The 26,633-nt window shown below is 66.2% G+C and carries 30 protein-coding genes; 16 read left to right on the top strand and 14 right to left on the bottom strand.

Going from position 1 to position 26,633, the window contains the following annotated elements:
- Nucleotides 1–45: 45 nt before the first annotated feature.
- The 13 genes from mltG (at nt 46) to AC56LK_RS02955 (ending at nt 9,384) form a co-directional block, all read left to right on the top strand.
- Nucleotides 46–1,044 carry an endolytic transglycosylase MltG gene (mltG, locus tag AC56LK_RS02895; protein ID WP_497183065.1) on the top strand — a complete coding sequence of 333 codons (999 nt, stop codon included), beginning with the start codon at nt 46–48 and terminating at the stop codon, nt 1,042–1,044.
- A complete protein-coding gene (gene tmk, locus AC56LK_RS02900) occupies nt 1,041–1,682 on the top strand; it encodes a dTMP kinase (RefSeq protein WP_497183066.1) in 642 nt (213 codons plus the stop codon). The genes mltG and tmk overlap by 4 nt, the downstream gene beginning before the upstream one ends.
- 2 nt (nt 1,683–1,684) lie before the next feature.
- Complete coding sequence (locus tag AC56LK_RS02905; protein WP_497183511.1) at nt 1,685–2,701, top strand: DNA polymerase III subunit delta'; 1,017 nt, start codon at nt 1,685–1,687, stop codon at nt 2,699–2,701.
- Nucleotides 2,702–2,711: 10 nt separating this feature from the next.
- The gene (locus AC56LK_RS02910; RefSeq protein ID WP_497183067.1) at nt 2,712–3,089 is read left to right on the top strand and encodes a PilZ domain-containing protein; all 378 of its coding nucleotides are present in this window, start codon (nt 2,712–2,714) and stop codon (nt 3,087–3,089) included.
- Nucleotides 3,090–3,106: 17 nt separating this feature from the next.
- Nucleotides 3,107–3,625 carry a GNAT family N-acetyltransferase gene (locus AC56LK_RS02915; protein WP_497183068.1) on the top strand — a complete coding sequence of 173 codons (519 nt, stop codon included), beginning with the start codon at nt 3,107–3,109 and terminating at the stop codon, nt 3,623–3,625.
- A 40-nt stretch (nt 3,626–3,665) separates the two neighbouring features.
- On the top strand, nt 3,666–4,448 hold the full coding sequence (locus AC56LK_RS02920; protein ID WP_497183069.1) for a TatD family hydrolase: 783 nt from the start codon (nt 3,666–3,668) through the stop codon (nt 4,446–4,448).
- A 1-nt stretch (nt 4,449) separates the two neighbouring features.
- Nucleotides 4,450–5,103 (top strand): ankyrin repeat domain-containing protein, encoded by a 654-nt coding sequence (locus tag AC56LK_RS02925; RefSeq protein ID WP_497183070.1) that lies wholly within the window; start codon nt 4,450–4,452, stop codon nt 5,101–5,103.
- A 124-nt stretch (nt 5,104–5,227) separates the two neighbouring features.
- Nucleotides 5,228–6,142 carry a class I SAM-dependent methyltransferase gene (locus AC56LK_RS02930; protein WP_497183071.1) on the top strand — a complete coding sequence of 305 codons (915 nt, stop codon included), beginning with the start codon at nt 5,228–5,230 and terminating at the stop codon, nt 6,140–6,142.
- A gap of 151 nt (nt 6,143–6,293) precedes the next feature.
- Nucleotides 6,294–6,494 (top strand): hypothetical protein, encoded by a 201-nt coding sequence (locus tag AC56LK_RS02935; RefSeq protein ID WP_497183072.1) that lies wholly within the window; start codon nt 6,294–6,296, stop codon nt 6,492–6,494.
- 122 nt (nt 6,495–6,616) lie between these two features.
- The gene (locus AC56LK_RS02940; RefSeq protein WP_436106065.1) at nt 6,617–6,844 is read left to right on the top strand and encodes a DUF6139 family protein; all 228 of its coding nucleotides are present in this window, start codon (nt 6,617–6,619) and stop codon (nt 6,842–6,844) included.
- A 176-nt stretch (nt 6,845–7,020) separates the two neighbouring features.
- Nucleotides 7,021–7,920: a lipid A hydroxylase LpxO gene (gene lpxO / locus AC56LK_RS02945; protein ID WP_497183073.1), complete on the top strand. Its 900-nt coding sequence runs from the start codon at nt 7,021–7,023 to the stop codon at nt 7,918–7,920.
- Between the two features lie 83 nt (nt 7,921–8,003).
- On the top strand, nt 8,004–8,603 hold the full coding sequence (wrbA, locus tag AC56LK_RS02950) for an NAD(P)H:quinone oxidoreductase (RefSeq protein WP_497183074.1): 600 nt from the start codon (nt 8,004–8,006) through the stop codon (nt 8,601–8,603).
- Between the two features lie 82 nt (nt 8,604–8,685).
- The gene (locus AC56LK_RS02955; protein WP_497183075.1) at nt 8,686–9,384 is read left to right on the top strand and encodes a glutathione binding-like protein; all 699 of its coding nucleotides are present in this window, start codon (nt 8,686–8,688) and stop codon (nt 9,382–9,384) included.
- Here AC56LK_RS02955 and AC56LK_RS02960 read toward each other — a convergent pair.
- Nucleotides 9,338–10,738, bottom strand: coding sequence for a hypothetical protein (locus tag AC56LK_RS02960; RefSeq protein WP_497183076.1), 1,401 nt, complete (start codon nt 10,736–10,738; stop codon nt 9,338–9,340). The two genes, AC56LK_RS02955 and AC56LK_RS02960, sit on opposite strands and share 47 nt — an antisense overlap.
- Before the next feature lie 232 nt (nt 10,739–10,970).
- Between AC56LK_RS02960 and AC56LK_RS02965 the strand changes: the two genes are divergently transcribed.
- On the top strand, nt 10,971–11,951 hold the full coding sequence (locus AC56LK_RS02965; RefSeq protein ID WP_497183077.1) for a Bug family tripartite tricarboxylate transporter substrate binding protein: 981 nt from the start codon (nt 10,971–10,973) through the stop codon (nt 11,949–11,951).
- A gap of 73 nt (nt 11,952–12,024) precedes the next feature.
- Here AC56LK_RS02965 and AC56LK_RS02970 read toward each other — a convergent pair whose 3' ends face one another.
- Nucleotides 12,025–13,995 carry a peptidase U32 family protein gene (locus AC56LK_RS02970; protein WP_497183078.1) on the bottom strand — a complete coding sequence of 657 codons (1,971 nt, stop codon included), beginning with the start codon at nt 13,993–13,995 and terminating at the stop codon, nt 12,025–12,027.
- Nucleotides 13,996–14,088: 93 nt separating this feature from the next.
- Entirely contained in the window at nt 14,089–14,961 is an 873-nt protein-coding gene (locus AC56LK_RS02975; RefSeq protein WP_497183079.1) for an MBL fold metallo-hydrolase, read from the bottom strand.
- Between the two features lie 116 nt (nt 14,962–15,077).
- Between AC56LK_RS02975 and AC56LK_RS02980 the strand changes: the two genes are divergently transcribed.
- Nucleotides 15,078–16,076: a GlxA family transcriptional regulator gene (locus AC56LK_RS02980; RefSeq protein ID WP_497183080.1), complete on the top strand. Its 999-nt coding sequence runs from the start codon at nt 15,078–15,080 to the stop codon at nt 16,074–16,076.
- Here AC56LK_RS02980 and AC56LK_RS02985 read toward each other — a convergent pair.
- Nucleotides 16,055–16,786, bottom strand: coding sequence for a siderophore-interacting protein (locus tag AC56LK_RS02985; protein WP_497183081.1), 732 nt, complete (start codon nt 16,784–16,786; stop codon nt 16,055–16,057). The two genes, AC56LK_RS02980 and AC56LK_RS02985, sit on opposite strands and share 22 nt — an antisense overlap.
- Nucleotides 16,787–16,819: 33 nt before the next feature.
- On the opposite strand from AC56LK_RS02985, the gene AC56LK_RS02990 reads away from it, so the two are divergent.
- Nucleotides 16,820–17,326 carry a MarR family winged helix-turn-helix transcriptional regulator gene (locus tag AC56LK_RS02990; RefSeq protein ID WP_497183082.1) on the top strand — a complete coding sequence of 169 codons (507 nt, stop codon included), beginning with the start codon at nt 16,820–16,822 and terminating at the stop codon, nt 17,324–17,326.
- A 111-nt stretch (nt 17,327–17,437) separates the two neighbouring features.
- Here the strand turns inward: AC56LK_RS02990 and AC56LK_RS02995 are convergent, their stop codons facing one another.
- The 10 genes from AC56LK_RS02995 to AC56LK_RS03040 form a co-directional block, all read right to left on the bottom strand.
- Nucleotides 17,438–17,635 carry a hypothetical protein gene (locus AC56LK_RS02995; protein WP_497183083.1) on the bottom strand — a complete coding sequence of 66 codons (198 nt, stop codon included), beginning with the start codon at nt 17,633–17,635 and terminating at the stop codon, nt 17,438–17,440.
- A gap of 183 nt (nt 17,636–17,818) precedes the next feature.
- On the bottom strand, nt 17,819–18,778 hold the full coding sequence (locus AC56LK_RS03000; protein ID WP_497183084.1) for a chemotaxis protein: 960 nt from the start codon (nt 18,776–18,778) through the stop codon (nt 17,819–17,821).
- A gap of 129 nt (nt 18,779–18,907) precedes the next feature.
- Nucleotides 18,908–20,788 (bottom strand): AI-2E family transporter, encoded by a 1,881-nt coding sequence (locus tag AC56LK_RS03005; RefSeq protein WP_497183085.1) that lies wholly within the window; start codon nt 20,786–20,788, stop codon nt 18,908–18,910.
- Nucleotides 20,789–21,105: 317 nt separating this feature from the next.
- Nucleotides 21,106–21,894 (bottom strand): transporter substrate-binding domain-containing protein, encoded by a 789-nt coding sequence (locus tag AC56LK_RS03010; RefSeq protein ID WP_497183086.1) that lies wholly within the window; start codon nt 21,892–21,894, stop codon nt 21,106–21,108.
- A gap of 11 nt (nt 21,895–21,905) precedes the next feature.
- Entirely contained in the window at nt 21,906–22,832 is a 927-nt protein-coding gene (locus tag AC56LK_RS03015; RefSeq protein WP_497183087.1) for an isoaspartyl peptidase/L-asparaginase, read from the bottom strand.
- On the bottom strand, nt 22,829–23,563 hold the full coding sequence (locus AC56LK_RS03020) for an amino acid ABC transporter ATP-binding protein (protein ID WP_497183088.1): 735 nt from the start codon (nt 23,561–23,563) through the stop codon (nt 22,829–22,831). The genes AC56LK_RS03015 and AC56LK_RS03020 overlap by 4 nt, the downstream gene beginning before the upstream one ends.
- Before the next feature lies 1 nt (nt 23,564).
- Complete coding sequence (locus AC56LK_RS03025; protein WP_497183089.1) at nt 23,565–24,236, bottom strand: ABC transporter permease subunit; 672 nt, start codon at nt 24,234–24,236, stop codon at nt 23,565–23,567.
- Nucleotides 24,236–24,895 carry an amino acid ABC transporter permease gene (locus AC56LK_RS03030; RefSeq protein ID WP_497183090.1) on the bottom strand — a complete coding sequence of 220 codons (660 nt, stop codon included), beginning with the start codon at nt 24,893–24,895 and terminating at the stop codon, nt 24,236–24,238. Before AC56LK_RS03030 ends, AC56LK_RS03025 begins: the two co-directional genes overlap by 1 nt.
- A gap of 71 nt (nt 24,896–24,966) precedes the next feature.
- A complete protein-coding gene (locus AC56LK_RS03035) occupies nt 24,967–25,698 on the bottom strand; it encodes a copper homeostasis protein CutC (protein WP_497183091.1) in 732 nt (243 codons plus the stop codon).
- Nucleotides 25,691–26,617, bottom strand: a complete 927-nt coding sequence (locus tag AC56LK_RS03040) for an ROK family protein (RefSeq protein WP_497183092.1) — start codon at nt 26,615–26,617, stop codon at nt 25,691–25,693. The genes AC56LK_RS03035 and AC56LK_RS03040 overlap by 8 nt, the downstream gene beginning before the upstream one ends.
- Nucleotides 26,618–26,633: the final 16 nt, after the last annotated feature.

The following is a 26,633-nucleotide window of genomic DNA, read 5'->3' on the forward strand; positions in this document are numbered from 1 at the left end:
CGCCGGACGGGGTCAAACCCGCGGCGAAACCCAAAACAAAAGAACATGGCATTCATCAAAAAACTCCTGGTGACCGGCGTTATCGTGTCGGTGGCCGCGGTCGCCGGCTTCTCGTACTGGGCCAAGAGCCCGCTCGAAACCGGCGGCCAGCCCGTCGAATTCACGATCAACCCGGGCAGCGGGGTCGGGGCGGCCGCCCAACAGATGGCCAAGGCCGGCGTACCGGTCAATCCGCAACTGTTCAACATCCTGGCGCGGGTGACCGGCCAGGCCGGCAAGATCAAGGCCGGCAGCTACGAGCTCAGGCCCGACACCACGCCACGCCGCCTCCTGACCCAGATCGTGCGCGGCGAATTCGCGCAGGAGGCCGTCACCATCGTCGAAGGCTGGACCTTCAGGCAGATGCGCGCCGCGCTGGCCGCCCACGAGCGCCTGCGCCACGACACCGTCAAGCTGTCGGACGAAGAACTGATGAAGAAGATCTCGACCGAGTACACGAAGCCCGAGGGCCTGTTCTTCCCGGATACCTATCTGTTCGCCAAGGGCTCGTCCGAGCTGGCGATTTATAAGCAGGCCCATCAGGCCATGCTGAGCCACCTGAAGGCGGCCTGGGAAGGGCGCGATCCGAGCCTGCCGTACAAGAACCCCTACGAGGCCCTGATCATGGCCTCGATCATTGAAAAGGAAACCGGGCAGAAGAGCGAGCGCGACATGATCGCCGGCGTGTTCGTCAACCGCCTGCGCACCGGCATGATGCTGCAGACCGATCCCGCCGTGATCTACGGCATGGGGAAGACCTTCGCCGGCGATATCCGCAAGCAGGACTTGCTGACCGACACCCCTTACAATACCTATACCCGCTCCGGCCTGCCGCCGACCCCGATCGCGTTGCCCGGCGTGCAGTCGCTGGCGGCCGCGCTGGCCCCGGCCAAGACCCAGGCCCTGTACTTCGTGGCGCGCGGCGACGGCACTAGCCAGTTCTCGGACAACCTCAACGACCACAACCGCGCGGTCAACCAGTACCAGCGGCGGACCAGGCAATGACACAAAGCAGTATCGAAGCAAAGGCCAGGTTCATCACCTTCGAAGGCATCGACGGCGCCGGCAAGTCGACCCACATCGGCTTCGTCGCCGATTTCCTGGCGGCGCGCGGCAAGACCGTGGTGTCCACGCGCGAACCGGGCGGCACGCCGCTGGGCGAGAAGCTGCGCGACCTGCTGCTGCATGACAAGATGCATCTGGAAACCGAGGCCCTGCTGATGTTCGCCAGCCGCCGCGAGCACCTGGCCCGGGTGATCGAACCGGCGCTGGCGCGCGGCGACTGGGTGCTGTCGGACCGTTTCACGGACGCCAGCTTCGCCTACCAGAGCGGCGGGCGCGGCTTGTCGCGCGAGAAGCTGGAAGCGCTCGAGCACTGGGTGCACCCGGCGCTGCAGCCGGACCTGACCCTGCTGTTCGACGTGCCCCTGGAGGTGGCGCGCCAGCGCCTGGACGCCACCCGGACGCTCGACAAGTTCGAGCGCGAACAGGCGGACTTCTTTGAAAAGTGCCGCAATGAATACCTGCGCCGCGCAGCGCAATTCCCCGAGCGCATCGTGGTCATCGATTCGACCCGGACGATCGCGGAGATCCAGTTGAAGTTGACCCAAGTGCTGGAAGAAATGTTGGAGAAATTGTTGTGACGATGTACCCCTGGCAAGGAGCGGCATGGGAGCGCCTGCAGCAGATGCGCGCGCGCCTGCCGCATGCCATCCTGTTCCACGGTCCGGCGGGCGTGGGCAAGGCCGGCTTCATGGAGAGCTTTGCCCAGGCCCTGCTGTGCGAGGACATGCGCCCCGACGGCCACGCCTGCGGCGCCTGCGCCTCCTGCGGCTGGTTCCTGCAGAATAACCATCCCGACTACCGCCGCGTGCGGCCGGAAGCGCTGGAAGACGAACCGGCCGATGCGGAGGAAGGCGGCGAGTCCTCGGGCAAGGCCAAATCCGCCAAGGCGCCCTCGAAGGAGATCAAGATCGAGCAGATCCGGGCCCTCGGCGACTTCATGAACATCTCGACCCACCGGCAAGGCTTGCGCGTGGTCGTGCTGTATCCGGCCGAAGCCCTGAACATGCCGGCCTCGAACGCGCTGCTCAAGACCCTGGAAGAGCCGCCGCCCGGTACCGTCTTCCTGCTGGCCTCGAACAGCCTGGACCGCCTGCTGCCGACGATCCTGTCGCGCTGCCGCAAGTTCGCGCTGCCCATGCCCTCGCACGAGGAAGCGCTGGCCTGGCTCAAGGAGCAGGGCGTGCAGGATGCCGACAGCTGGCTGCGCGAGCAGGGCGGCGCCCCGCTGGCGGCGCTTGCAGAAGCCGAGGGCGGCAGCCGCGAGGACATGGAGGCGCTGCTGCACTTCCTGGCCAATCCCAGCGTGGACGGCGCCCTGCGCGCGGCCGAGAAGCTGTCGAAGGCCTCGCTGCCGGCCCTGGTCGCCTGGCAGCAGCGTTGGCTGTACGACGTGTTGTCGACCAAGCTGTCGGGGCGGATCCGTTATTATCCGCGCTACCAGAAGGAACTTGCGGGCCTGGCGGGCAGGGTGCACACTGCCAGCCTGAACCGGGCGATCAAGGCCGCCAACGAGCGCCGCGCCGTGGCCGACCACCCCTTGTCGGCAAAATTGTTTGTCGAAGATATGTTGCTTGAGTACACTTCATGCTGCGCATGAAAGGACATCGATGAACGCCACCATCCTCGACTCGAACGCCCCGCAGCAGCCGCGGCCGTCCGTACTGTCGCTGGCGATCAAGGAAAAGGCCGCGCTGTACGCGGCCTACATGCCTTTCCTGAAGAACGGCGGCATGTTCGTGCCGACGACCAAGCCGTACAAGATCGGCGACGAGATCTACCTGATCCTGTCGCTGATGGACGACCCCAACAAATACCCGATCGCCGGCAAGGTGGCCTGGATCACCCCCGCGGGCGCCAACAACAGCAAGGCGCAAGGCATCGGCGTGCATTTCCCGGCCGACGAAGCCGGCCAGCGCGCCAAGCTCAGGATCGAAGAGATCCTCGGCGCGGCCCTGCGCTCGTCGCGCGCCACCCATACCCTCTAGTTCAGTTTTTTCTTACTATGCCGTCCTACGACCATCGCCTGGCCACGCGCGACGATCTGCCTCTCATCGTCGACATCTACAACTCCACCGTCGCCTCGCGCGAAGTCACCGCCGATACCGAACCGATCACGGTCGCATCGCGCGAGCAATGGTTTGCGGACCATACGCCGGAGCGGCGGCCGCTGTGGGTGATCCACGATGCGTGCGACACCAGCGCGCAACCGGAAGTGCTGGGCTGGCTGTCCTACTCGAATTTCTACGGCCGTCCGGCCTATTCGGGCACGGCCGAGGTGTCGATCTACATCGCCGAACAGGCGCGCGGCAAGGGTATCGGGCGGTATTGCCTGGAACTGGCGATCGCGTTCGCGCCGAACGTGAATGTGCACACGCTGCTGGGCTTCATCTTCGGCCACAATGCGCCGAGCCTGTCGCTGTTCGGCAAGTACGGCTTCGAGAAGTGGGCGCATTTCCCGCGGGTGGCGAACCTGGACGGGATCGAGCGTGACCTGATCATCCTGGGCAAGCGAGTCGCCTAGCCTGATCGCGGGCTCGGGCCCCTCCGGTTACAATACCGGCATGTTTATCGATTCCCACTGCCACATCAATTTCCCGGAGCTGGCGGCCCGGATGCCCGAGATCCTGGCCAAGATGGCCGAGAACAAGGTGACGCACGCGCTGTGCGTCTCCGTCGACCTGCCGGACTTCCCCCAGGTGCTGGCCCTGGCCGAACAGCACCCGCACATCTTCGCCTCGGTCGGCGTCCATCCGGACTACGAAGACACCCCCGAACCCAGCGTCCATCAACTGGTCGAGCTGGCCAATCACCCGAAGATCGTCGCCATCGGCGAAACCGGCCTCGACTACTACCGCCTCGAGGGCGACCTCGAATGGCAGCGCGAGCGCTTCCGCACCCATATCCGCGCCTCGCGCGAGACCCGCAAGCCGCTGATCATCCATACCCGCGCCGCCAGCGCCGACACCATCCGCATCATGAAGGAAGAGGGCGCCGGCACGGAGGCGGGCGGGGTGGCGGGCGTCATGCACTGCTTCACCGAATCGCTGGACGTCGCCCGGGCGGCGATGGAACAGGGCTTCTACATTTCCTTCTCCGGCATCGTGACCTTCAAGAGCGCCAAGGAGCTGCAGGAAGTGGCGAAGGCCGTGCCGCTCGAGCGCATGCTGATCGAAACCGATTCGCCCTACCTGGCGCCGGTGCCCTTCCGCGGCAGGATGAACGAGCCGGGCTACGTAGCCCATGTGGGCGAGTTCATCGCCAGCCTGAAGGGCGTCTCGCTGCCCGAAGTCGCGGCCCGGACCACCGAGAACTTCTTTAATCTGTTCAAGACCGCAAAGGCCTGACATGCCCACCATCCTCCGCAGCTGCCTGCTCGCAGTGCTCCTGCACACCGGCCTGGCAGCCGCCGCGACGCCCGCCCAAGTTGCCGAGTTCTTCCGCGCCGTGCAGGTCGATAACGTCTCCGCCGTGAAGGAGATGGTCGGCAAGGAAGTCAACGCCAACGAGATCAACCCGGTCGGCGGCGAGCCGGCCCTGGTGCTGGCCGTGCGCGAGGGCGCGATGCGGGTGTTCGACGCGCTGCTGGCCCATCCGGGCACCGACCTGGAAGCGCAGGCCATGAACGGCAACACCGCCCTGATGATGGCGGCCTTCAAGGACAACCGGCGTGCCGCCGAAGCCCTGCTGGCCAAGGGCGCGAAGGTGAACCGGGCCGGCTGGACGGCGCTGCACTATGCCGCCGCCGCCGGCAGCGAGGACATCGCCCGCCTGCTGATCGCCCGCAAGGCAAAACTGGACGCGGTGTCGCCGCGCGAAAGCGGTGCCTACACGCCCCTGATGATGGCGGCGCGCGAGGGCCAGCCGGGGCTGGTGCGCCTGCTGCTGGAAAGGGGCGCCAACCCGAAGCTGAAGAACACCGAGGGCCTCACTGCGGCCCAGATCGCCGAGCGCGCCGGCCAGACCGGGATCGCGGCCGCCATTTCCGGCTTTAAGCGCTGACATTCTAAGATGTCCGTCCGGAACTGGACGGTAAACACCCCGCAGCTCTGCGCATCGACGCGATGCATCCTTGGCCATAATGCCTTCACGGTACAACGACCATCAAGGAAACACGGGGCCAACCATGCTGAACGAACGCGAAATCGAAAGCTGCTACCTGGGGCAGTTCATTCCAGTGCACTACCATCACAATATGCTGATGGACCAGAACCGGATGCACAGCTTCAAGTCCGCCATCCATTACGCGGTCAAGCCGGGCGCGAAAGTGCTGGAACTGGGCGGCGGCACGGGTGTCCTGTCCTTCTTTGCCGCCCAGAAGGCGGCCAAGGTTTATTGCGTCGAGTTCAATCCCGACATGGTGCGCGAGGCGCGCAAGTTCCTGGCGCTGAACCCGAACGGCCACAAGGTCGAGGTGATCCATGCCGACGCCTTCGACTACCTGCCGCCGGAGCCGGTGGACGTCGTGATCTGCGAGATGATCCACGTCGCCATGCTGCGCGAGAAGCAGGTCGAGGTGATCGAATCCTTCAAACGCCGCTACCTGGCCAAGTTCGGCGGTCCGCTGCCGATGTTCCTGCCGGAAGCGGTGATCATGGCGGCCCAGCCGATCGAGCAGGAATACGACTTCGAAGGCTTCCATGCGCCGATCGTGCAGTTCCAGGAGACCGGCGTGGTCTACCCGGGCACCGTCGAACTGGCCCAGCCGGCCGTCTACAGCCTGATCGACTTCAGCCAGCCGGTCGACAACGTGTTCGCCTGGGAAGGCGGGATCGTGGTGGAAAAGAGCGGCACGCTGAATGCAATGCGCTTCATCACCAAGAACGTGCTGGCCATCGTCCAGGAAGAGTCGAACACGATCGACTGGCTCAACCACTACATGACCCTGCCGCTGGCCCAGCCGGTCAAGGTGCAGGCGGGCGACCTGGTGCACGTGGCCTTCCAGTACCGGGCCGGCGGCTCGATTCCTTCGCTGCAGGCCTCGCTGCGGGCGCAGGTGGTGAACCAGCGCGTCGCGGAGCAGGTAGCGGCCTTTGCCTGATTCACGGGGCCGGTTCCTCGGGCCGGCCCATCCAGGCAGCATTTTCCTCCATCCAGCCCGCCTTTTGCGCCGTCTGTCGCAGGCGGATTGCCGCTTCCGCCGCGCTCCCCTACAGTTTCCCTGCGCCGTCAAATCCTAAGGAGCGAGAACAATGTTAGGTTTCCTGCTATGGTTGCTGCTGCTGTTCCTGTGCTGGCCCATTGCCCTGCTGGCCCTGGTGCTCTACCCGCTGGTCTGGCTGCTCCTGCTGCCGTTCCGGCTGCTCGGCATCGGCGTCGAGGCGGTATTCGAGTTGCTGCGCGCCATCGTATTGCTGCCGGCGCGCATCCTCGGGGCATCGCCTGGCCGCTAAGCCTAGCCGGCCGCAGTGTCCGGCTGAGTGTGGGTCAATTAACAGACGACAGCGTTTCGATCTTCTACTGTGGAACTGCCCGCTTTCATCGGGAAAGCGGGCTTTGACTTGAGGAAACGACTATGCGCCTGGATATTTACCGCAGACCAGATACCGACGGCAAGCTGTCCTACCTGGCAGTGCCGGAAGCACGCAACATCCCTGAAGAAGCTACTAATACCGACTGGGAAATCGAGGCCCGGGCCATCGAGGTCGACGACGACGCCGACCAGCTCCAGGACTACGACCTCGCCAACGTGGCCGGCCAGATCAGCGAAAAGGGGTATGCGATCACCTCGGTGCAGCACTGAGTTTCCAATGCCGGGGCGCTAGCCCTGGCCCGCTACCGGTAACGGGCGCCGGCGCTCCGCCAAGGAGTTGCTGGCGCAACATAGTTTCCCAGTATTACGACCCGCCGCGGACGGCCGCGAGGCCGTTGTGGTATCCTGCGTCCCTTGTCAAGTAGCCAGCACGGACGGAGGTAGCAATGAAATGGGTAGTGGTCGGTTTTTATATCCTGTCGATCCTGCACATCCATTTCCGCGGCCGTGTGCGCCTGCCTTTCCGACGCCAGCTGTTCGACCACTCGTCGTTCATGGCGCCGATCAATATCTTCATGCACAAGTTCTCGCGGGTGCCGAGCACGCCCTTCATCCCGGTGAGCGAATTCCCGGAGCTGGCGCGCCTGCAGGAAAACTGGCCGGTCATCCGTGCCGAGGCCGAGAACCTGCTGGCCCTCAAGAAGATCAAGGCCGCCGAGCAGAACGACGACGCCGGCTTCAACTCCTTCTTCAAGAACGGCTGGAAGCGCTTCTACCTGAAGTGGTATGACGCCAGCCATCCTTCGGCCGAGCGCCTGTGCCCCCAGACCTATGCGCTGCTGCAATCGATCCCGTCGGTAAAAGCCGCGATGTTCGCCGAACTGCCGCCGGGCGGCAAGCTGAATCCGCACCGCGATCCCTTCGCCGGCTCGATGCGCTACCACCTGGGCCTGGCCACGCCGAACGACGACCGCTGCTTCATCGAAGTCGACGGCGAACGCCACAGCTGGCGCGACGGCCAGGGCGTGGTGTTCGACGAAACCTTCATCCACTGGGCCATCAACGGCAGCGAGAGCGACCGCGTGATCCTGTTCTGCGACGTCGAGCGCCCGATGCGCTACCGCTGGATGGGGTCCTTCAACCGCTGGTTCGGCCGCACCGTGATGACCGCGGCCGCCTCGCCCAACGAGACTGGCGACCAGGTCGGCCTGGTCAGCAAGCTGTTCCGCATCTCCTTCTACATGGGCCAGTACCGCCGCCGCTTCAAAGCCTGGAACAAGACCGCCTACAACATCACCCGTATCGCGCTGGTGGTCGGGCTCGCCGCCTTTATCTACTGGATCTGAACGAACGGCACGCCTGGCGCGTGCCGCCAAACTCCCGTTGGCAGCACAATGGTGTTTTTACCAAACACGACAGGGAGGATGGCATGGCAAAAGTCCTGGTGCTGTATTACTCGACCTATGGCCACATCGAGACGATGGCGCAAGCGGTGGCCGAAGGCGCACGCGCGGCCGGCGCGACCGTGGACGTCAAGCGGGTGCCCGAAACGGTGCCGGAGGAAGTGGCGCGCAACGCCCACTTCAAGCTGCAGCAGGACGCGCCGATCGCCACCGTCAACGAGCTGCCGGACTACGACGCCATCATCATCGGCGCACCGACCCGCTACGGCCGCATGCCGGGCCAGATGGCAGCCTTCCTCGACCAGACCGGCGGCCTGTGGGCGCGCGGGGCGCTCAACGGCAAGGTGGGCGGCGCCTTCACCTCGAGCGCCACCCAGCACGGCGGCCAGGAGACCACCCTGTTCTCGATCATCACCAACCTCCTGCACTTCGGGATGACGGTGGTCGGCCTGCCGTACAGCTATGCCGGCCAGATGACGCTCGACGAGATCGTCGGCGGCAGCCCCTACGGCGCCTCGACCATCGCCGGCGGCCAGGGCCAGCGCCAGCCGAGCGCGCTCGAACTGGGCGGCGCGCGCCACCAGGGTGAACTGATCGCGCGCACGGCGAACAAGTTGTTCGGCTAAGGAAGGAAAACGGGGCCGCCCAGGCAAGGAGATTGGAAGTTTGCTATCGTTGGCAGTCCCGCAACTCTCGTGGACGACGACCATGCCCGACCTCAGCGCTTTCGACATCACCGCCAGGTGGCCCGCGCAGCACCCCGACCGCATCCAGCTATATTCGCTGCCCACGCCGAACGGCGTGAAGGCATCGATCATGCTCGAAGAAACCGGCCTGCCGTATGAGCCGCACAAGGTCAGCTTCGAGACCAATGACCAGATGTCGCCGGCCTTCCTCTCGCTGAACCCGAACAACAAGATCCCGGCCATCATCGATCCGAACGGCCCCGGCGGCAAGCCGCTGCCCCTGTTCGAATCCGGCGCCATCCTGATCTACCTGGCCGAGAAGAGCGGCCGCTTGCTGCCGGCCGACCCGGCACAGCGCTACGGCGTGATCCAGTGGCTGATGTTCCAGATGGGCGGCATCGGCCCGATGTTCGGCCAGCTCGGCTTCTTCCACAAGTTCGCCGGCCGCGAATACGAGGACAAGCGCCCGCGCGACCGCTACGTGAACGAGTCGAAGCGCCTGCTCGGCGTGCTCGAAGGCCAGCTGGCGAAACACCGGTGGGTGGCGGGCGAGGAGTACACGATCGCCGATATCGCGATCTTCCCCTGGGTGAACAACCTGGTCGGCTTCTACGATGCCGGCGAACTTGTGGGGATCCGGGACTTCCCGCGCGTGACGGCCGCGGTCGAGGCCTTCAGGGCGCGGCCGGCGGTGGCGGCGGGGCTGAAGATTCCGGCCTGAACACGGCCGGCCGGCGCCGGCGCCGCAGCCCGAGCATCGCGGCAAGCGCCGCGCCGCCCAGCCAGATGCTGCCCGGTTCGGCGACGTCGGCCGGCGGCGTGGGCTGTTCGATGTCGGTCCGCGGCGGCGTCGGGCCCAGCTCCGGCTTGGGAATGAAGGGATCGGTGATGGTGTCCGGCTGCGGGAAGAGCGGCCCGTCGCCGGGCGGCGGCAGGGGTTGCGGTTCCGCCGCATCAAGACCGCCGCCTCCGGATTCCGGGACGCCCGGTTCGCCTGGAAGAGGCAGGAATACCGGCGGCGGTTCGGTGCCGGGGACGGGCCGTGGGTCTGGCGAAGGCGCGGTGCCGGGGCTGCCGGAGGGCGGCGTGCTCGTTTCCGGCTGCGGCGGCGTCACGCTCGCTTCGCTGCCCGGTTGGGGAGCGGACGACGTGCCGCCGCCGGATGGCGCCGTCGAGCCGGAAGAACCGCCGATGCTGTCCGCGCCGGTGCCCGTGTCCGGCGAATTTGCCGGCGAACTTGCCGGTGGGTTTGCAGCCGGCCGCGGCCGGCTGCCCATGCTGCTCGACGAACCCGACAGGCTCATGGTCGAGAGCAGGCCGCCATCGGTGGCGCTGGACGCGTAGGTATTGCTGGATAACGCGGCGCTCGCCGGCGCGTTGCCCGGGGCGCCAGGAACGCTGCCGCCGCGTCCGGGGAAACGCTGGCCGGTATGGCGCGGGATGGCGCCGTCGGTCATGGAGACCGGCAGGCCATCCGGTTCCAGCGCATACTGTCCGTCCTCGTCGGCGCCGAGTTCGACCGGGTGGTCGAGCTCTTCCATTGCGGGCTGGTGGTCTTCCACGGGGTACTGGGGCAGGTCGGAAATGCGGTTGGCGCAGCGCGCGCGCATTTCGTTGCGGCCGTCGCTCAGCAGGGTTTCGCCCGGCGCCAGCATGACCTTGCCGGCGGTCCAGTAGACCTTGTCGCCCTTGCGGTAGGAGACGTGGACCGCGCGCGGCTTGTCGACCACCACGGCGCGCGCCTTGTCGACCTCGAAGCTGGCGTAGTGGGCGGCGACCACCCGGTCGGTGCGGACGACGCGCGCCAGTTCGACCTGGCCGGAGACGCCGCCGGGCACGATGGAATAAGGATAGATGCGGCGTACCCCGGCCTGGCCCGGTTCGCCGGCCAGCGTGGCGTCGGCCAGGACCGGCAGCGCGGGCGCTTGGGTGCGTGCGGAAGTCGGATCGGCTTCCCCCCCGAGCGCGAACAGCAGGGCTGCGCCGGCCAGGCCGGCGGCAGTCAGGGCCGCCATGCGCTTGCGCAGGCGGGCTCGTGATACCAGGCGGCGACTGTAGGGGTAGCTGCGGTCCATGTAGGATGTGAAGTAGGAATGATCCTACAGGATAAATGCATTTCTATTATTAGTCCACGTTTCCTTTGCGAAAATTGACGATATTGTTGTAAAACGCGAAATTGAACTGTGAAAAGAGATTTGATTCCTCAAATTGCTACGTAGTTCCACGTAGTCTTCTAGCCGTGTTCTCATCTGCCGAATAGGATAAACTGGCGGCTCAATGCGAATTCACCAACAAAGGATGGAGACTATGCGATTATTCTTCGGGACCGGAATCAAGCTTGCGTGCGCTGTGGCGGCATCGGCGATTTCCTTCAGCGCGCTGGCGCAAAACTGGCCGGACTCGACGGTGACGGTGGTGGTGCCGTGGCCGCCGGGCGGTCCGTCGGACATCGCGGCGCGTCCGCTGGCCAAGGGCCTGACCCAGGCGCTGGGCCAGACCTTCGTCATCGACAACCGCGCCGGCGGCGGAGGCAACATCGGCACGGCTGCCGTGACCCGCGCCAAGCCGGACGGCCAGACCCTCCTGATCACCTCGAGCGCACCGATCGTGATCAACCCAAGCCTGTACAAGAAGATGAGCTTCGACCCGCTCAAGGAACTGGCGCCGGTCACCAACCTGCTGCGCGTGCCGCTGGTGCTGGTGGCCCACCCCTCGGTGCCGGCCAAGAACCTCAAGGAACTGATGGCCTACATCCAGTCGAAGAAGGGCCAGTTCTCCTATGGCTCCTCGGGCAACGGCACGCCCCAGCACCTGACCAGCGAACTGTTCGCCAGCGTCACCAAGCTCGAGATGACCCACGTTCCCTACAAGGGTTCGGCACCGGCGATCACCGACCTGGTGGGCGGTCACATCCCGCTGATGTTCGACAGCACCATCGCGATCATGCCGCACATCAAGGCCGGCAAGGTCAAGCCGATCGCGATCTCGGGCGCCAAGCGCTCGCCGCTGCTGCCGGACGTGCCGACCTTCGCCGAAGCGGGCCTGCCGCAGATCGAGTCCTACGCCTGGTACGGCTTCTTCGCACCGGCCGGCACCCCGAAACCGGTGCTCGCCAAGATCAATGCCGAAGCGCAGAAGGTCATGAAGGCTCCGGAGTTCCAGAAAGTGCTGGCCGACACCGGCTCGGACTACGTGGGCGACACGCCTGAAAACTTCGCCAAGTTCGTGCAGGCCGAACACGAGCGCTGGTCGAAAGTCGTGAAGCAGAGCGGCGCGACGGTCGACTGATCGGATTCGCCCTCATGAAAAACGCCGCCTCGGGCAACCGAGGCGGCGTTTTCGTTCAGCGCTTGCTCAGGCTTCAGGCACGCGGGCGCTGCTTGTGGAAGACCAGCGGGCTGTAAGGCACGGCCGATGGCGGCGGCTGCTTGAGGATGCTTTCCTTCATCGCGCCGACCACGTGCATCTCGCAGGGCTTGCAATCGAAACGCAGGGTATAGCGCTCGTTGCCGCTGACCAGGGTCATCGGCTCGGCCTTGACCTGGCCCTGCACGCCCTGCACACCCTTGGCCTGCTTCGGGCACAGGTTGAAGGAGAAGCGCAGGCAGTGCTTGGTGATCATCAGCGAGACTTCGCCCGGCTCCTCGTGCGACTCGTAGGCCGCGTCGATCAGCTGCACACCGTGCTTGTGGTAGAAGGCGCGCGCCTTTTCGTTGTAGACGTTGGCCAGGTAGCTCAGCTGCGGGTCCGGGTAGATCGCCGGGGGTTCCACCGGCGCCTTGCGCTCCGGACGTTCCCAGCTCGCCAGGCGCGCCGCCTCGTGCGCAACGACGGCGTCGCGGCGCAGCGCATTGATGGCGGCGGAGGGCACGAACCATGGCTGCGACAAGTTGAGCTCGCTCGATCCGGCCTCGAACATCGTGTTGCCGAGCTTGGCGATGCTGGTGCGCAGCGCGCTGTCCGCCTGGGCCGCCTGCTGGGCCGGCTGCAGCGCGATCGCGGCCTCGGTGACGGTTTCGATGCCGTCCTCGTCGCGTAGTGTCAGGCGCAGGCCGCCCGGCACTTCCGACAGCGTCAGGTCGACGCGGACCTTGCGCTCGGACGACTTCTTGCTCAGCGCCGACTCCCACTGGTGGTCGCGGTTGCGGTGGACGATGGTGCCGAGCTTCAAGCCCTCCAGGCTCTTGACCATCTCGTTGGGGAACACGCGCCAGCGCTGGACGTCCTCGTCCTCACCCAGCTTTTCCGCCTTGTTGGCCTGGATGCCGACCGTGGTGCGCTTGTTCATGTAGTTCAGGCCGTCACCATTGGCCATCGCCGCATTGGTGGCGAGGTCGATGAAGTCCGGCCCGATGCGCGTGACCGTGCCGAGCTCGACGCCGATGTACTTGGGCGAGTCGAAGGCGCCGATGTCGTCCTGGCGGCCGAGGGCAAAGTAATCGGTGTGGCCGCGGTGGAAGTTCTTGTCCACGTCCGGGGTGAACAGCACGCGGGTGGATCCGCTCGAGGCGCGGGTGTATTCCGGGCGGCGCTCGAGCAGCTCGTCGAGCAGCAGGCGGTAATGGGCCGTGATGTTCTTCACGTAGCCCATGTCCTTGTAGCGGCCTTCGATCTTGAAGGAGCGGATGCCGGCGTCGACCAGGGCTTCCAGGTTCGCGCTCTGGTCGTTGTCCTTCATCGACAGCAGGTGCTTTTCGTAGGCCACCACGCGGCCCTGGCCGTCGCTCAGGGTGTAGGGCAGGCGGCAGGCCTGCGAGCAGTCGCCGCGGTTGGCGCTGCGGCCGGTGTCGGCATGCGAGATATAGCACTGGCCCGAGAAGGCCACGCACAGGGCGCCGTGCACGAAGTACTCGAGGGGCGTGTCCACTTCCGCACGGATCTTGCGGATCTGCTCGACGGTGAGTTCGCGCGCCAGCACCAGCTGCGAGAAGCCGGCGTCGCCCAGGAACTTCGCCTTCTCCGCGGTGCGGATGTCGCACTGGGTACTGGCGTGCAGCTGGATCGGCGGCAGGTCCATTTCCAGCAGGCCCATGTCCTGGATGATCAGGGCGTCGACGCCGGCCTCGTACAGCTGCCAGATCTGCTTGCGGGCCAGATCGAGTTCGCTGTCGTGCATGATCGTGTTCATGGTCACGAAGATGCGCGCACGGTAGCGGTGGGCGAATTCCACCAGGCCCGCGATGTCTTCCAGCGGATTGCTGGCATTGTGGCGCGCGCCGAAGGCCGGGCCCCCGATGTACACCGCGTCGGCGCCGTGGAGGATGGCCTCGCGGCCGATCTCGGCGGTTTTGGCGGGCGACAGCAGTTCAAGCTGGTGGTCGAGCAGTGACATGGCGGATTCCTTGATGCGAAGGCCGAAATTATAGCCAGATCAAGGCCTTAAGTCATTCGCCATCGTGGGCCGGTGTGTCGATACAGGCGGTTTTCAGAACTTCAGGACCTCGCCGTCGGCCGGAATGCGTACCCGGTCCTGGATGCCATGTTGCCTGACATGCTCCTTTAATTCCTTACGGCTCAGCGTCATATGGTTGATCGCATCCATATGCGTGGCAATGATGGTCGCCTTCGGCATCAGCTGGTAGGCGCGCAGTACATCGTCCTTGCCCATGATGATCGAGCCGGTGTGGCCGATCATGCGCGCGTCACCGGCGTTCATGAGGATGAGGTCGGGCTTGAACTTTGCCAGCGCCCGGTCGACGTCCGCCCGCCAGGCGGTGTCCCCCATGACGTAGACGGTCTTCGCGCCGGGCGCCTGGAAGACGATGCCCATCGCCTTACCCAGGGCGTCCGCCAGGGGCTCCTTCGCGTACATGTCATCCGTACCGTGCTGGCCTCCCGTCCTGGTCAATTGCACGCCTTCGAACATGGTCTGCTCGCCGAGGATGCGGACATTGGTAAAACCCTGTCCGCGAATCAGCCTGGCGTCGCTTTCATCCTGGACGAACAGGGGAATCGCCTTCGGGATGTGCTGGTGGTCGCCGCCGTCCCAATGGTCGAGGTGGGTATGGCTGACGATCACTGCGTCGACCCCGTTCATGATGGTCTTCACGGGCATCGGGAGTTCGACCAGCGGGTTGCGCAGGGTGCTGTTGAAGGTCCCTTCGAAACCCGGATAGCGGCCCTTCTTCGCCAGGAAGGGATCGAGCAGGAAGGTCTTCCCGCCATAGTTGATCTTCGCCGTGGCGTTGCGGATCTGTTGGATCTGAACCGGCTGCGTGCTCGCATCGGGAGTGGCCGCATGGGCCGCCGCGCCGATGGCGGTGGAAAGAATGAGGATCAAGGCTGTCGAATGTTGCATCTTGCTGCTCCTGGATTAATGTGGAAGCAGCATTGTGGGCGCAGGAAGGAAGCAGTAACATTGACCCACATGCCAATTACCGACACTTTCGGGCCACCACGCGCAGTTCCTCATCCATGACCACGAAACTTCCCGTCGTCGCCCTGATTCTTTATCCGCGCTTCAGCCCCTTCCATTTTTCCGTGCCGCACCTGGTATTCGATACCGTATTGCCCGAAGGCCGCCTGTTCGACCTGAAGATCGTTTCACCAGGTGCCCAGCCCCTGACTGCGGAGCGTGGAATGACGGTCCATCCGGACGGCGGCCTGGAGCTGACTGAGACGGCGGACATCCTGGTCGTGCCGGGATGGCACGACCTGGACGTCCGTCCCGGTGCGGACCTGGTGGCAGCGCTGACACGTGCCCATGCAAGGGGCGCCCACGTCGTCGGCCTGTGCTACGGTGCCTACGTGCTCGCCTATGCGGGGCTGCTCGACGGCAAACGGGCGTCGACGCATTGGATGGCCGAAAAGGATTTCAGCGTCCGGTTCCCACGCGTGAAGCTCGACATGAATGCACTCTATGTGGACGAGGACAAGCTGATCACGTCGGCGGGGACTGGTGCCGGTCTCGACTGTTGCCTGTATCTCGTGCGTGCCTGCTATGGGCCAAGAATCGCCAACAAGCTGGCGCGGACGATGGTCATCCCGCCGCATCGTGAAGGAGGACAGGCGCAGTTCATCGAACAACCGATGGCCGTATCGACCCAGGATGCCCAGGTCAACCGGCTGCTCGACTACTTGCGCGAAAATCTCGGCCAGCAGCACAGCATCGATGCCTTGGCGACAAGGGCGGCGATGAGCCGCCGAACGTTTACCCGCCACTTTTACAAGGCGACGGGAATGACCCTGGTCGACTGGCTGGTCAACGAACGCTTGCAGCACAGCCGCGAGCTGCTGGAAACGACGTCGCTGCCGGTCGAAAGAATTGCCGAATCGGCTGGCTTCCAGACGGCGGTGTCGCTCCGCCAGCACTTCAAGAAGCGCTTCCAGGTGAGTCCAAGAGATTGGCGCAGGACCTTCGGACAGAAGTCAGCCACCGAGCCGGGCCAGGCTCACTCGAGATTCTCGTGGTGATCGGCCACTCCCTGTTTCCAGTAAGCCGAGACGCGCATCGCATCCTTCGCGACGCCTTTCTCCTCGGCGAGCAGGGCGCGCACGCGCTTGGCGGTCGCGGCTTCGCCCGCATACCAGGCAAATCCTTCACCCGCAGGCAGGGCAAGCCCGCGTAGCGCGGCCACCAGTTCGGCATCGCTGTCGACCCAGGCCACTTCCACTTGCGCCTCTGACGGCAGCGGCAGGCGATCGTCGCCGCCAGCGGCGATCACGGCGAACACCCGGCTGCCGGCCGGCAGCCCGGCCAGCCGGCGCCGGATGGCGGGCAGGGCGCTGCGATCGCCCGCCAGCAGATGCCAGTCATAGTCCTCGGGAATGATCATCGAGCCGCGCGGACCTGCGATAATGGCCGGCTGGCCGACCGTGGCGCGACGGGCCCAATCGGATGCCGCGCCGTGCTCATGCAGGGCGAATTCCAGGCTCAGCTCGCGCGCTTCGGCGTCGTAGCCGAGCGGGGTGAAGTCACGCCGGACCTGCTCGCCATCGGGGCCGTCGAAAATGAACTTCACGTGGTCGTCGAAAGAAGCGGAAACGAACTGGGCCAGGGCGTCTCCACGGAAAGTAATGCGCAGAAAGGATGCGCCGAGCGGCGCGATGCGGGCGACGGCGAGCTCGCGGATGTGCAGTTCATGGCGGACGCGCTGTACGCCCCGGCGGAGTGGCTGTTCCATGTCGATCCAATTTAGTTGATAATGTCATCCATTATGGAAAATCTAGTTGATGATGTCAACCATCGTGATGCACTTTCGCGCGATGGCGAACTGTTCGAAGCGATCCACGAGATCATGCATTTGTACCGCGCGCAGCAGTACCGCTCGCTCCGCGCCACGCCGCACGAACTGACCCACATGGAGAACAAGGCGCTCGGCTATATCGCGCGCCACCCCGGCGCGACCGGGCGCGACCTGGTGCAGCGTTCCGGCCGCGACAAGGCGCAGGTGACGCGCCTGGTGCAGGGCCTGCGCGAAAAAGGCCTGGTCGACGCGCGCCCGGATGCCGCCGACCGGCGCAGCACGCGCCTCTACCTCAGCGCCGGCGGCGCGGCGGTGCACGCTGAATTGCAGGAGGCCGGGCTGGCGCTGGCGGCGCAGGCGCTGAGCGGCCTCGACGCTGCGGAGCGGCGCCAGCTCGAAGGCCTGCTGGGCAAGGTGCAGGAGCGCTTGCGCACGGCCGCTCAGGAAGCGCCGAGCCGGGTGAACAGCGCGCGATAACGCAGCAGCCTGCTCGCGGCGGCAGGCTTGCAGTGAGGGTAACGGAATGTAGACGGCCTCGATGCCGGTGCGTTGGCGCAGCGCGGCGCCCAGGCGGCGCCCTTGCAGGCCTCAGTCGTTGCGGGGGTAGGCGCGCCGTTCGCCGCGGCGGCGACGTTCGGGCTGGTCGAAGGAGCGCAACAGGACGTCGCGCGGGATGCGGCAGTTGTCGAGAAAGTCGAGGGCGAAGCGCAGGCCCCGGGTTTCCGCCAGAAAGAAGGCGTACTCGGCGGCTACTGCAGTGTCATCGTCTCGTCGTCGTTGCGGCATGGTGTGCTTTCCGCGGAAGAGAGCGGCAAGATTCCCGCATTCCCGCTTGTCCGGTCGGCGAACGCAAGAAGCCTCCGCCTGGCCGGTACCCCCGATGCGCACCGACTTGTTGTCAATAATACATGGGGCAGGACGGCGCACGACGTCGAATGTGTTAGTGTTTGTTACATCACAACGAATCTCTTACTGGCGCAGGACGCGGCGAATCGTGTTGGCCAGGTCCTCGGCCGAGAACTTGGCCACGTAGGCGTCGGCCTGCACGTTCTTGACGTGCTCTTCGTTCGTGGTGCCCGACAGCGAGGAGTGGATGATCACCGGCAGGCTGGAGAAGCGCCCGGTCTTCTTGATGTTGCGAGTCAGCGTGAAGCCGTCCATTTCCGGCATCTCGAGGTCGGTCAGCACCAGGGCCACCTTGTCGTGCACGGTCTTGCCTTCGGCTTCGGCGGCATTCGCGATGCTGTTGAGCTGGTCCCAGGCGTCCTTGCCGCTCTTGGCCATGATGAAGGGCAGGCCCATCACGTCCAGGCCCTGCTCGATCAGCGCGCGCGCGACCACCGAGTCGTCGGCGGCCAGCACGACCGAGCCCGGCTTGATCTGGATCTTCGAACCGACCGCCTGCTGGCTGATGTCCGGAGCGGAGTCCGGATTCATGTTGCGCAGGATGGTCTCGACGTCGAGCACCTGGGCCAGGCGGCCGGGCTGGCCGTTTTCTTCCGGCAGGCGGGCGATGCTGGTGACCATGCCGCTGCCGGCGGCGCGTTCGGCCGACATCACCTGGCTCCAGTCCAGGCGCACGATTTCCTCGACGCTCTCGACCGCGAAAGCCTGGGTAGTGCGGGCGAATTCCGTCACCAGCATGATGTTCAGGCCGGTCTTCGGCTTGACGCCGGCGATCGCCGGCAGGTCCAGCACCTGGATGATCTGGCCGCGCAGGTTGACCACCCCCAGCACGTGCGGCATCGAGCCGGCCACGGCGGTGATTTCCGGCATGGCCACGATCTCGCGGATCTTGAACACATTGATGCCGAACAGTTCGCTGCGCTCGCCGTTTTCGTCGCCGCCGAGGCGGAACAGAAGGAGCTCGAATTTGTTGGTGCCGGTGAGGTTGCTGCGCTCGTCGACTTCTTGTTGAACCGATTTCATATTCCGCCGTCTGAAAAATTAATGCCGATGGGAAAGCATTTTACGTGGGAAACATCCCAGATCGTAAAGACCGTCAGCAAAAAGTCCGTGATTTTTTACATGATCAAGGCGGGAAAACAACAAATCGGCCTAGGCGGCCAGCCCGGGCTTGACCGGCGCACCCCGGTCCGGCGCCACGAAAGCCAGGCCTTCCTCGAAGGAACGCAGGATCATGTCGACATAGGCCTCGACCAGGGCGCGCTTGGGCAGCTGCTCGTCGTAGGGCAGCAGCACGGTGACCATGAGCGCCTCCGGCAGGTCCTTGCGCAGTTCGGCCACCGCGGCGCGCCAGGCCTCGAAATTGTCCTGGCGCGGATAGGTGATGAAGACCGTGGAAACCAGCTCGGGGCCGCTGCCCTCGGGCTTATCGATCGGCGCGCCGACCACCAGGCTGCGGGCGTCGACGTCGCCCTCGCGCAGCGCGCGCACCAGCAGTTCGGTGAGGAAGTCGTCGCGCTCGGACGGCAGTCCGGCGCACAGCACGATCGAGCCGAGCGGCACGTCGAGCGAACCCTGCCAGCGGCCGAAACGCGCCTCGCGCATCTGGCGCAGGTGGGCGCCGATGTTCGCATCCAGTAGCGGCACCGGCTTGCGGCGGTTGCGCGCGCTGCCGTCCGACGCCGAGGCCACCGTCTCGGCGATGTTGGCGATGACGGCGCGCATGCGCGTCTCCTGCGCCTTGTCGATGGTGCCGGTGCCGAGGTCGGACACCGCCATGCGCAGGCCCGGCAGCAGCACGTGGTCGCAATAGCGCGCGAAGCTGTAGCGCCGCACGTAGGCGCGCGCATCCTTGGTCAGTTCGTCGGCCTCGCCGGCCAGCACGCGCTGGTGGAAACGCTCGGCGTCCGACATATTCGGGGCGTCGCCCAGCAGGATGGTGATCGGCGCCAGCGCCCGTACGTGGCGCCCGGCCACCACCAGGCACAGGGTCAGCGGGGTCGACAGCAGCAGGCCGACCGGGCCCCACAGCGCGCCCCAGAACAGGGCCGAGACGATCACGGCCAGCGGCGACAGGCCGGAACTGTGGCCGTACACCTTGGGCTCGATGAAATTCGCCAGCACCAGCTCGAAGGCCAGGAAGATCGCCATGCAGGTGATCGCCAGCGACCAGCCGGGGTCGATGGCGGCGACGAAGACCGCGATGATGGTCCCCGCCAGCAGCACGCCCAGGTAGGGCACGAAGCGCAGCACGCCGCTCAGCACGCCCCACAGGATGGCATGCGGGATCCCGGCCAGCCACAGCGACAGGCCGATCACCGTGCCGAAGGTGGCGTTCACGATGAATTGCGAGAAGAAAAAGCGCGACACGCCCTGGGCGGCGTCGCCCAGGGTCCGGATGGTGCGGCTGACTTCGGCCTGGCCGGCCAGGCGCACCAGGCGGTCGCGCAGCGAACCCTGTTCCAGCAGGATGAAGACCAGCAGGATCAGGACCACGCCGGCCTCGCCGATCGGTCCCCATACCAGGTTGATGACGCGCCCCAGCGTGTCCTTCATGGTGCGCGGGGTACGCACCTCGACCGGAATCGGCTGGTTCGGGCTGACGACCAGGTTTCCGCGCCGTACCCGCACCGCCTCTGCCGCCGGCGCCGGCACCGGGGCCACCGCACTCAGCTCGGCCTCGATGCGGGTGATCGGGCGCTCGACCAGCTCGCGCACCCTGGCCACCTTGGTCTTGATCGCGGCCCGGTACTGCGGCAGGTCGCGGGTGATCGTCACCAGCTGGTCGAACAGCACCGCGCCGACCCCGCCGACGCAGGTGGCCACCAGCGCCACCGACAGCAGCACGGCGGGCATGCGCGCCAGCCCGACCCGGGTCATGCTGCGCACCAGCGGCGCCAGCACCAGGCTCAGGATCAGCGCGAGCGCCAGCGGCTCGAGCACTTCACGTCCGAAATACAGCAGGGCGACGACGCAGGTCGCGCTGACGACGGTGCTCGCCGTCAGGCGCAGGGAAGGTGGCTGGAGATTCATGCGGGGCGGGTGCGGAAGCGTCAATGTGATAACCGGATATGTATAAAGCAAAATGTTCTATTCGCCAAGTGTCTCCTGTAAGAACGCTCAGCCACATGCGAAAAAAGCCGGAAGTGCATATCGATTATTCGTAGTGATCGCTACAAGTCCTCGCTAGAATCGGCGCCATTCGACACCATGACGAGGACCGCCCATGCGCAAGCTGCTCTTCAGTTCGATCGCTGCACCGCTCTTCGCCGCCGACATCGAGCACGCCAGCGCGCGCATGGGCCCGCCGCCGCGGCCGCTTGCCCGCTAGGTCCATTCAGATGGTGCGCTTACGGTGCGCGCAGCGCCGGCGGCAGCGATTTGCTTCCCGACCACTTTTTGTAGTTGGCCGCGTAGGCGCCGGACTTGATGTAGTCCGCGACGAAAGCGTTCACGAAGTTCAGGAGCGCGGGATCGCCCTTGGCCATCGCGATGCCGATCGGGGTATTGCCGTAGGTCGCGGGCAGGGTCTCGAGCTGATCGCTCTTGCTGGCCAGATAGTCGAGCAGCGACGAATCCTCGATGCCGGCATCGACGCGCCTTTGCTGCAAGAGCAGTACGCCGTCCGGTGCGAAGTTGTCGGTGTAGACGACCAGCGCCCGCGGCGCGGACTGCTTCAGGAAGGCGTCGGCCGTCGTACCCCGGCCGACCACGACCCGTTTGCCGTTCAGGTCCGCCAGGGACTTGATGCCCGCGCTTTTTTGCGCGATCACGCGCAGGCCGGCCAGGTTGTAGGGAATCGAAAAATCAACGACGCGCGCGCGTTTCGGCGTGATCGAGACATTCGCCACCACCAGGTCGAGCTGCTTCGACATCAGCATCGAGATGCGCGCATCGCTGGAGACATCCGAGAAGCGCACCGGCACGCCGAGCCTGGCGGCCAGCTGTCGGGCGACGTCGACGTCATAGCCGACCGGCTCGTTGCCGGCATTGCGGAATCCGACCGGCTCGCCGCCCAGCGAGACGCCGATGCGCACGTAGCCGCGCGCCTTGATGTCCTCGATACGGCCTGCCTGCGCGGCCGCCGCCGCCAGCATCAGGACCGCAGTGGCGGCGCACTTGGTCAAACGATGCAGCATGATCTGTCCTTTCATGGTCGGACCGCGGAGGCGACGCGCAATTCCGGCGCGGCCATGCGCTCGTCCCAGTACCAGTAGCGTATCTCTTCGTCGCAGCGGTAGTTGACTACCCGGTGATTGCCGCGGGCGTCGATGGCGTGGATGACCACGCCGGCCAGGAAACCGGTCCTCAGCTCGGACAGTTCCTCCACCGCCAGCTTGACGGCATCTTCCAGGCTGTAACCCAGACGCATCGCCAGCACGATGCTGCGCGAGGTCCCGCAGCGCATGGTCATCTCGCCGGTGTGGGTGCAGGCGGCGGCGCCGTAGCGGCTGTCCGCATAAAAGCCGGCGCCGGGAATCGGCGAATCGCCCAGCCGGCCCGGATACTTCCATGCCCAGCCGGAGGTGGACGTCACCACGCCGATGTCCTGCAGTGCGTCGCGGCCCAGGAAGACCGTGGTGTCGCGCACGCGTTCGGGATCGGTGACGGTGTTGCTGAGCGGCGCCAGCGGAATATCGGGGAAGGCTGCCCGCTGCTCCGGCGACATCTCCCTCTCCAGCTTCTCCCACCACACGCGCTTGCTGTCCGGGTGCAGCACCTCGTCGACGGCGAAGCCGCGCTCGGTGGCGAAGCGGCGCGCGCCCTGGCCGGTCAGCATCACGTGCGGCAGGTGCTTCATCACCTCATGCGCCAGCGCGGAGACGGGCAGGGTGGCCGGCACCGCGCCGACCGCGCCGACAGCGCGCGTGGTCCCGTCCATGACGCCGGCGTCGAACTCCATCTCTCCCAGCATGTTCGGCCAGCCGCCGTAGCCGACGCTGCGCACCCTGGCATCCCGTTCGACCCTGGCGATCCCGCTGACCATGGCGTCGATGCCGGCGCCGCCCTCACGCAGGAGCGCGACCGTGGTGTCGAAGCCCGGCCAGGCCTCGGCGTTCGCTAACAGCATTTTCATGACTTGCTCATTTTCGAGAGGAATTGGGCGATGCGCGGCTGCGCCAGGCCGCCATCCGCCGCGAAGAAGCGTGCGGTCGGCAGGTCGGCCAGCAGCCGGCCGTGGTCGAGGAATACGATGCGGCTGGAGATCTGGCGGGCGAATTCGATTTCGTGGGTGACGAACAGCATGGTGGTGCCGCTGCCTGCCAGCCTGGCCAGGATGTCCAGCACTTCGGCCGTCATTTCGGGATCGAGTGCGCTGGTGACTTCGTCCAGCAGCAGGTAGCGCGGCTTCATCGCCAGCGCACGGCAGATGCCGACGCGCTGACGCTGCCCGCCGGAGAGCTGGGCCGGAAAGGCGTCCGCGCGTTCGCGCAGGCCGACGGCGGCGAGCAGTTCGAGTGCCTCTTCCTCGGCCTGGCGGGGCGGAACCTTCAGCACCTCGACCGGCGCCAGCGTGATGTTCTGCAGCGCGGTCATGTGCGGGTACAGGTTAAACAGCTGGAACACGGTGCCGCAACAGCGGCGAGCCAGCCGCAGCTGCGTGGGATCGTCGACCCGGTGACCGTCGACCGAAATGCTGCCGCCGTCGAGCTTCTCGAGGCCGTTGATGCAGCGTATCAGCGTCGACTTGCCGGAGCCGCTGGCCCCGAGGATCGACACCACCTCGCCCGGCGCGATGCGCAGGTCGATGCCGTCGAGTACCGTGGTGGCGCCGAAGCGCTTGGCCACGCCTTCTATCTGGAGCATCCTAGAGACCCTTCCATTGAGTGTGCGCCCGCAAGCGCGCCTCGGCGCGGGCACAGAGTGTCGCGATCAGGCGGGCCATCAGGTAGTACAGCAGGCCGATCACGGCCCATACGATGAAGGGCTCGAGCGTGCGCAGGTTCAGGATCGCGCCCACCTTGGTCAGGTCGACCACGCCGATCACCGAAATCAGCGAGGTCACCTGCAGCTGGTTGACCAGCAGCCCGGCAAGCGGCCCGAATCCGAAGGCCGCCGCCTGCGGCGCCACGATGCGGCGCAGGCTTTGCCAGCGGCTCAGGCCGAACACGCGCGCGGTTTCCAGCTGCTCGCGCCCGACCGATTCGATGGCGGAGACCGCGATCACGTAGACGAAGGCCGCCGTGTTGCCGGACAGGGTGATGAGGGCGGCTTCCACCGGCGTCAGCTCGGTCTGCAGCAGCACAGGCAAGCCGAAGAACACCAGGAACAGCTGCACCAGCACTGGGGAATTCTTCAGCAGCTCGGCAAGCAGGGCGGCCAATGGCGCCAGCAGCGGCGTGCGGTAGTAGCGCAGCAGCGCCCAGGCCAGGCCGATGACCAGGCCGATGACGGTGGTCGCGGCGAACAGGGCGACGGAAACCCCCAGGCCCTGCAGCAGCAAGACCAGGTCGTGGGGCGTGAATTCGGCGTAGCGCATCAGGCCAGGTCCCGGTTCAGGCGCCGGTGCAGGGCGCCGGCCGACAAGGACACCAGCCAGGTCAGCACGGCATACATCAGCAGGAGCAGCAGGTAGACCTCGAAGGGCTGGAAGGTATCCGAGGCGACGATCTTCGCGCTGCCGGTCAGTTCATTGAGGGTGATCGCCGACAGGATGGACGAGGTCAGGATCAGGTTGACGAAGACCGATCCCAGGGGACGGACGGAGCTGCGCAGCGCGATGGGCAGCACGATGCGCCGGACGATCGCCAGGCGCGACAGGCCGCTGACCTGCGCCGCCTCCAGCACGCCCGGTTCGACCGCCAGGATGCCGGAGCGGATCACGTCGGAGGTGAAGGCGCCGCCCGCCAGCGCCAGCGCCAGTACGCCGGTGTCGAACGCGCTCAGCTCGAGGCCGATCTCGGGCAGGCCGTAGAACAGGAAGAACAGCTGGACGATGAAGGGGACATTGCGGAAGACGTCGACGTAGACCTCGGCCGCACGGCGTGCCGGCGGCGCTGCGGCGGTGCGCATCAGGGCCGCCGCGATGCCCAGGGCGAGGCCGCCGGCCAGGGCCAGTGCGCAGGCGAGGGCGGTCAGCCGCGCTCCGGCTGCCAGGTCGCCAAGGTAGGGGGCAAGAAGGGTCGGATCGAAGGTCAAACAGGGGGCTCCGCTAGGCTATCCCGTCGAGTGTTGCATACGCCCCTGTGTATTTCAAGCAAAGGGCGGTATCACCCCTGCAGTTTAGCTTTCAGGGCCGCGACTTTAGCGGGACTGGTGCGGCGCCGGCTGCCGGAATCGAAGCCCAGTGCCGCCACCTGCGGCGCCGGCGCAGGCAGCGGCTCGGAGCAGGAGGCGTGGACCTCGCGCAGCGGCAGCCCCGCACGCAATAGCTGCACGTTGTCCGCGTTGATGCCGGCGCCGGGCATGATCGTGATGCGGCCGGCGGCGGCGTCGAAGCAGCGCTGCAGGCCGGCCAGGCCTTGCGGCGCGCTGGTGGCGCCGCCGGAAGTCAGGATGCGCTCGAAGCCCAGCGCGATGGCCAGGCCGGTTGCCTGCGCAAGATCCGGACACAGGTCGATGGCGCGGTGCAGCGTGCAGCGCAAGCCATGGTCGCTGGCGCGGCGCACCAGCCGCTCCAGCGTGTCCCGGTCCAGCTGGCCGTCCGGCAGCGAAGCGCCCAGCACCACGCCTTGCAGGCCGGCGGCGGCGACCGCGTCGATCTCGTCCAGCATCAGCGCCGTTTCCCCAGCGTCGAAGCAGAAGTCGCCGCCGCGCGGGCGGATCATGGCGACCACCGGCACCGGGCTGGCGGATGCCGCGCGCAGCAGGCCCGCGCTGGGCGTCAGGCCCCCGATATCCAGCGCGCTGCACAGCTCGATGCGGTCGGCGCCACCCGCAAGCGCAGCGGCCAGTCCGGCGACGTCGTCGACGCAGACTTCCAGCGTGATCGGCTCAAGCATGGGCGCCGCCCAGTTTTTCCAGGCCCAGCCAGGCCGCGCCGATCAGTCCCGGTTCGGCACCGGACTGGCCGGGCACGATGATGGGCGCGGCGGTCTTGCGCAGGATTGCGGCGCGCACCGCCTGGTCGAGCCGCGCGATCAGCGGCGCGCTGTTGGCAAGTCCGCCGCCGACCGGCAGGATCGAGGCGCCGAGGGTGTTGACCAGCATCGCCAGCGGTCCGCGCAGCAGGTCGATGAAGCAGTCGATCGTGCGCTCGGCGGCGGCATCGCCGGCCTCCCAGGCGGCGACGATCTGGCGGCTGTCCAGCGGCTGCCCGTGCAAGGCCAGGTGCAGGCGTTCCAGGCCGCGCGCGCCGCCGACCGTGTCGAGGCAGCCGGTCTGGCCGCAGCCGCAGGGGTAGCGCGGAATGGCCTGGGGCGGGGTTCCGGCGAAGCTTGCGGCCACGGGGCCGTGGCCCCATTCGCCGGCAAAGCCGCCAGGGCCGCCGATCAGCCGGCCGCCGATGACCAGGCCGCCGCCGACGCCGGTGCCGAGGATCAGGCCGAACACGCTGGCGTGGCCGCGGCCGGCGCCGGCCTGGGCTTCGGCCAGGGCGAAGCTGTCGGCGTCGTTGATGATCCAGACCGGCAGCCCGAGCGCGGCGCCCAGGTCGGCGGCCAGCGATCGGCCGTCGATGCAGGGAATGTTGGCGCACTTGATGCGGCCATCGTCCGGATCGATCACGCCGGCGATCGAGATCGCCACGCCGCGCGATGGGCCGCCGGCCGCGATCAGCGCCCCCATGGCGGCGCTGAAGGCGGCGAAGTCGTGGGCGGGCGTCGGCACGCGCTCCAGTTCGCCGATCCGGCCGTCGGCGGTCGCGACGGCGCATTTGATGGCGCTGCCGCCAATATCGAAGCAGGTAAACATGCTGCGCATGATAAGCCCTCAGAAG

It is taken from the genome of Telluria sp. ZB4P36, from assembly GCF_059685865.1.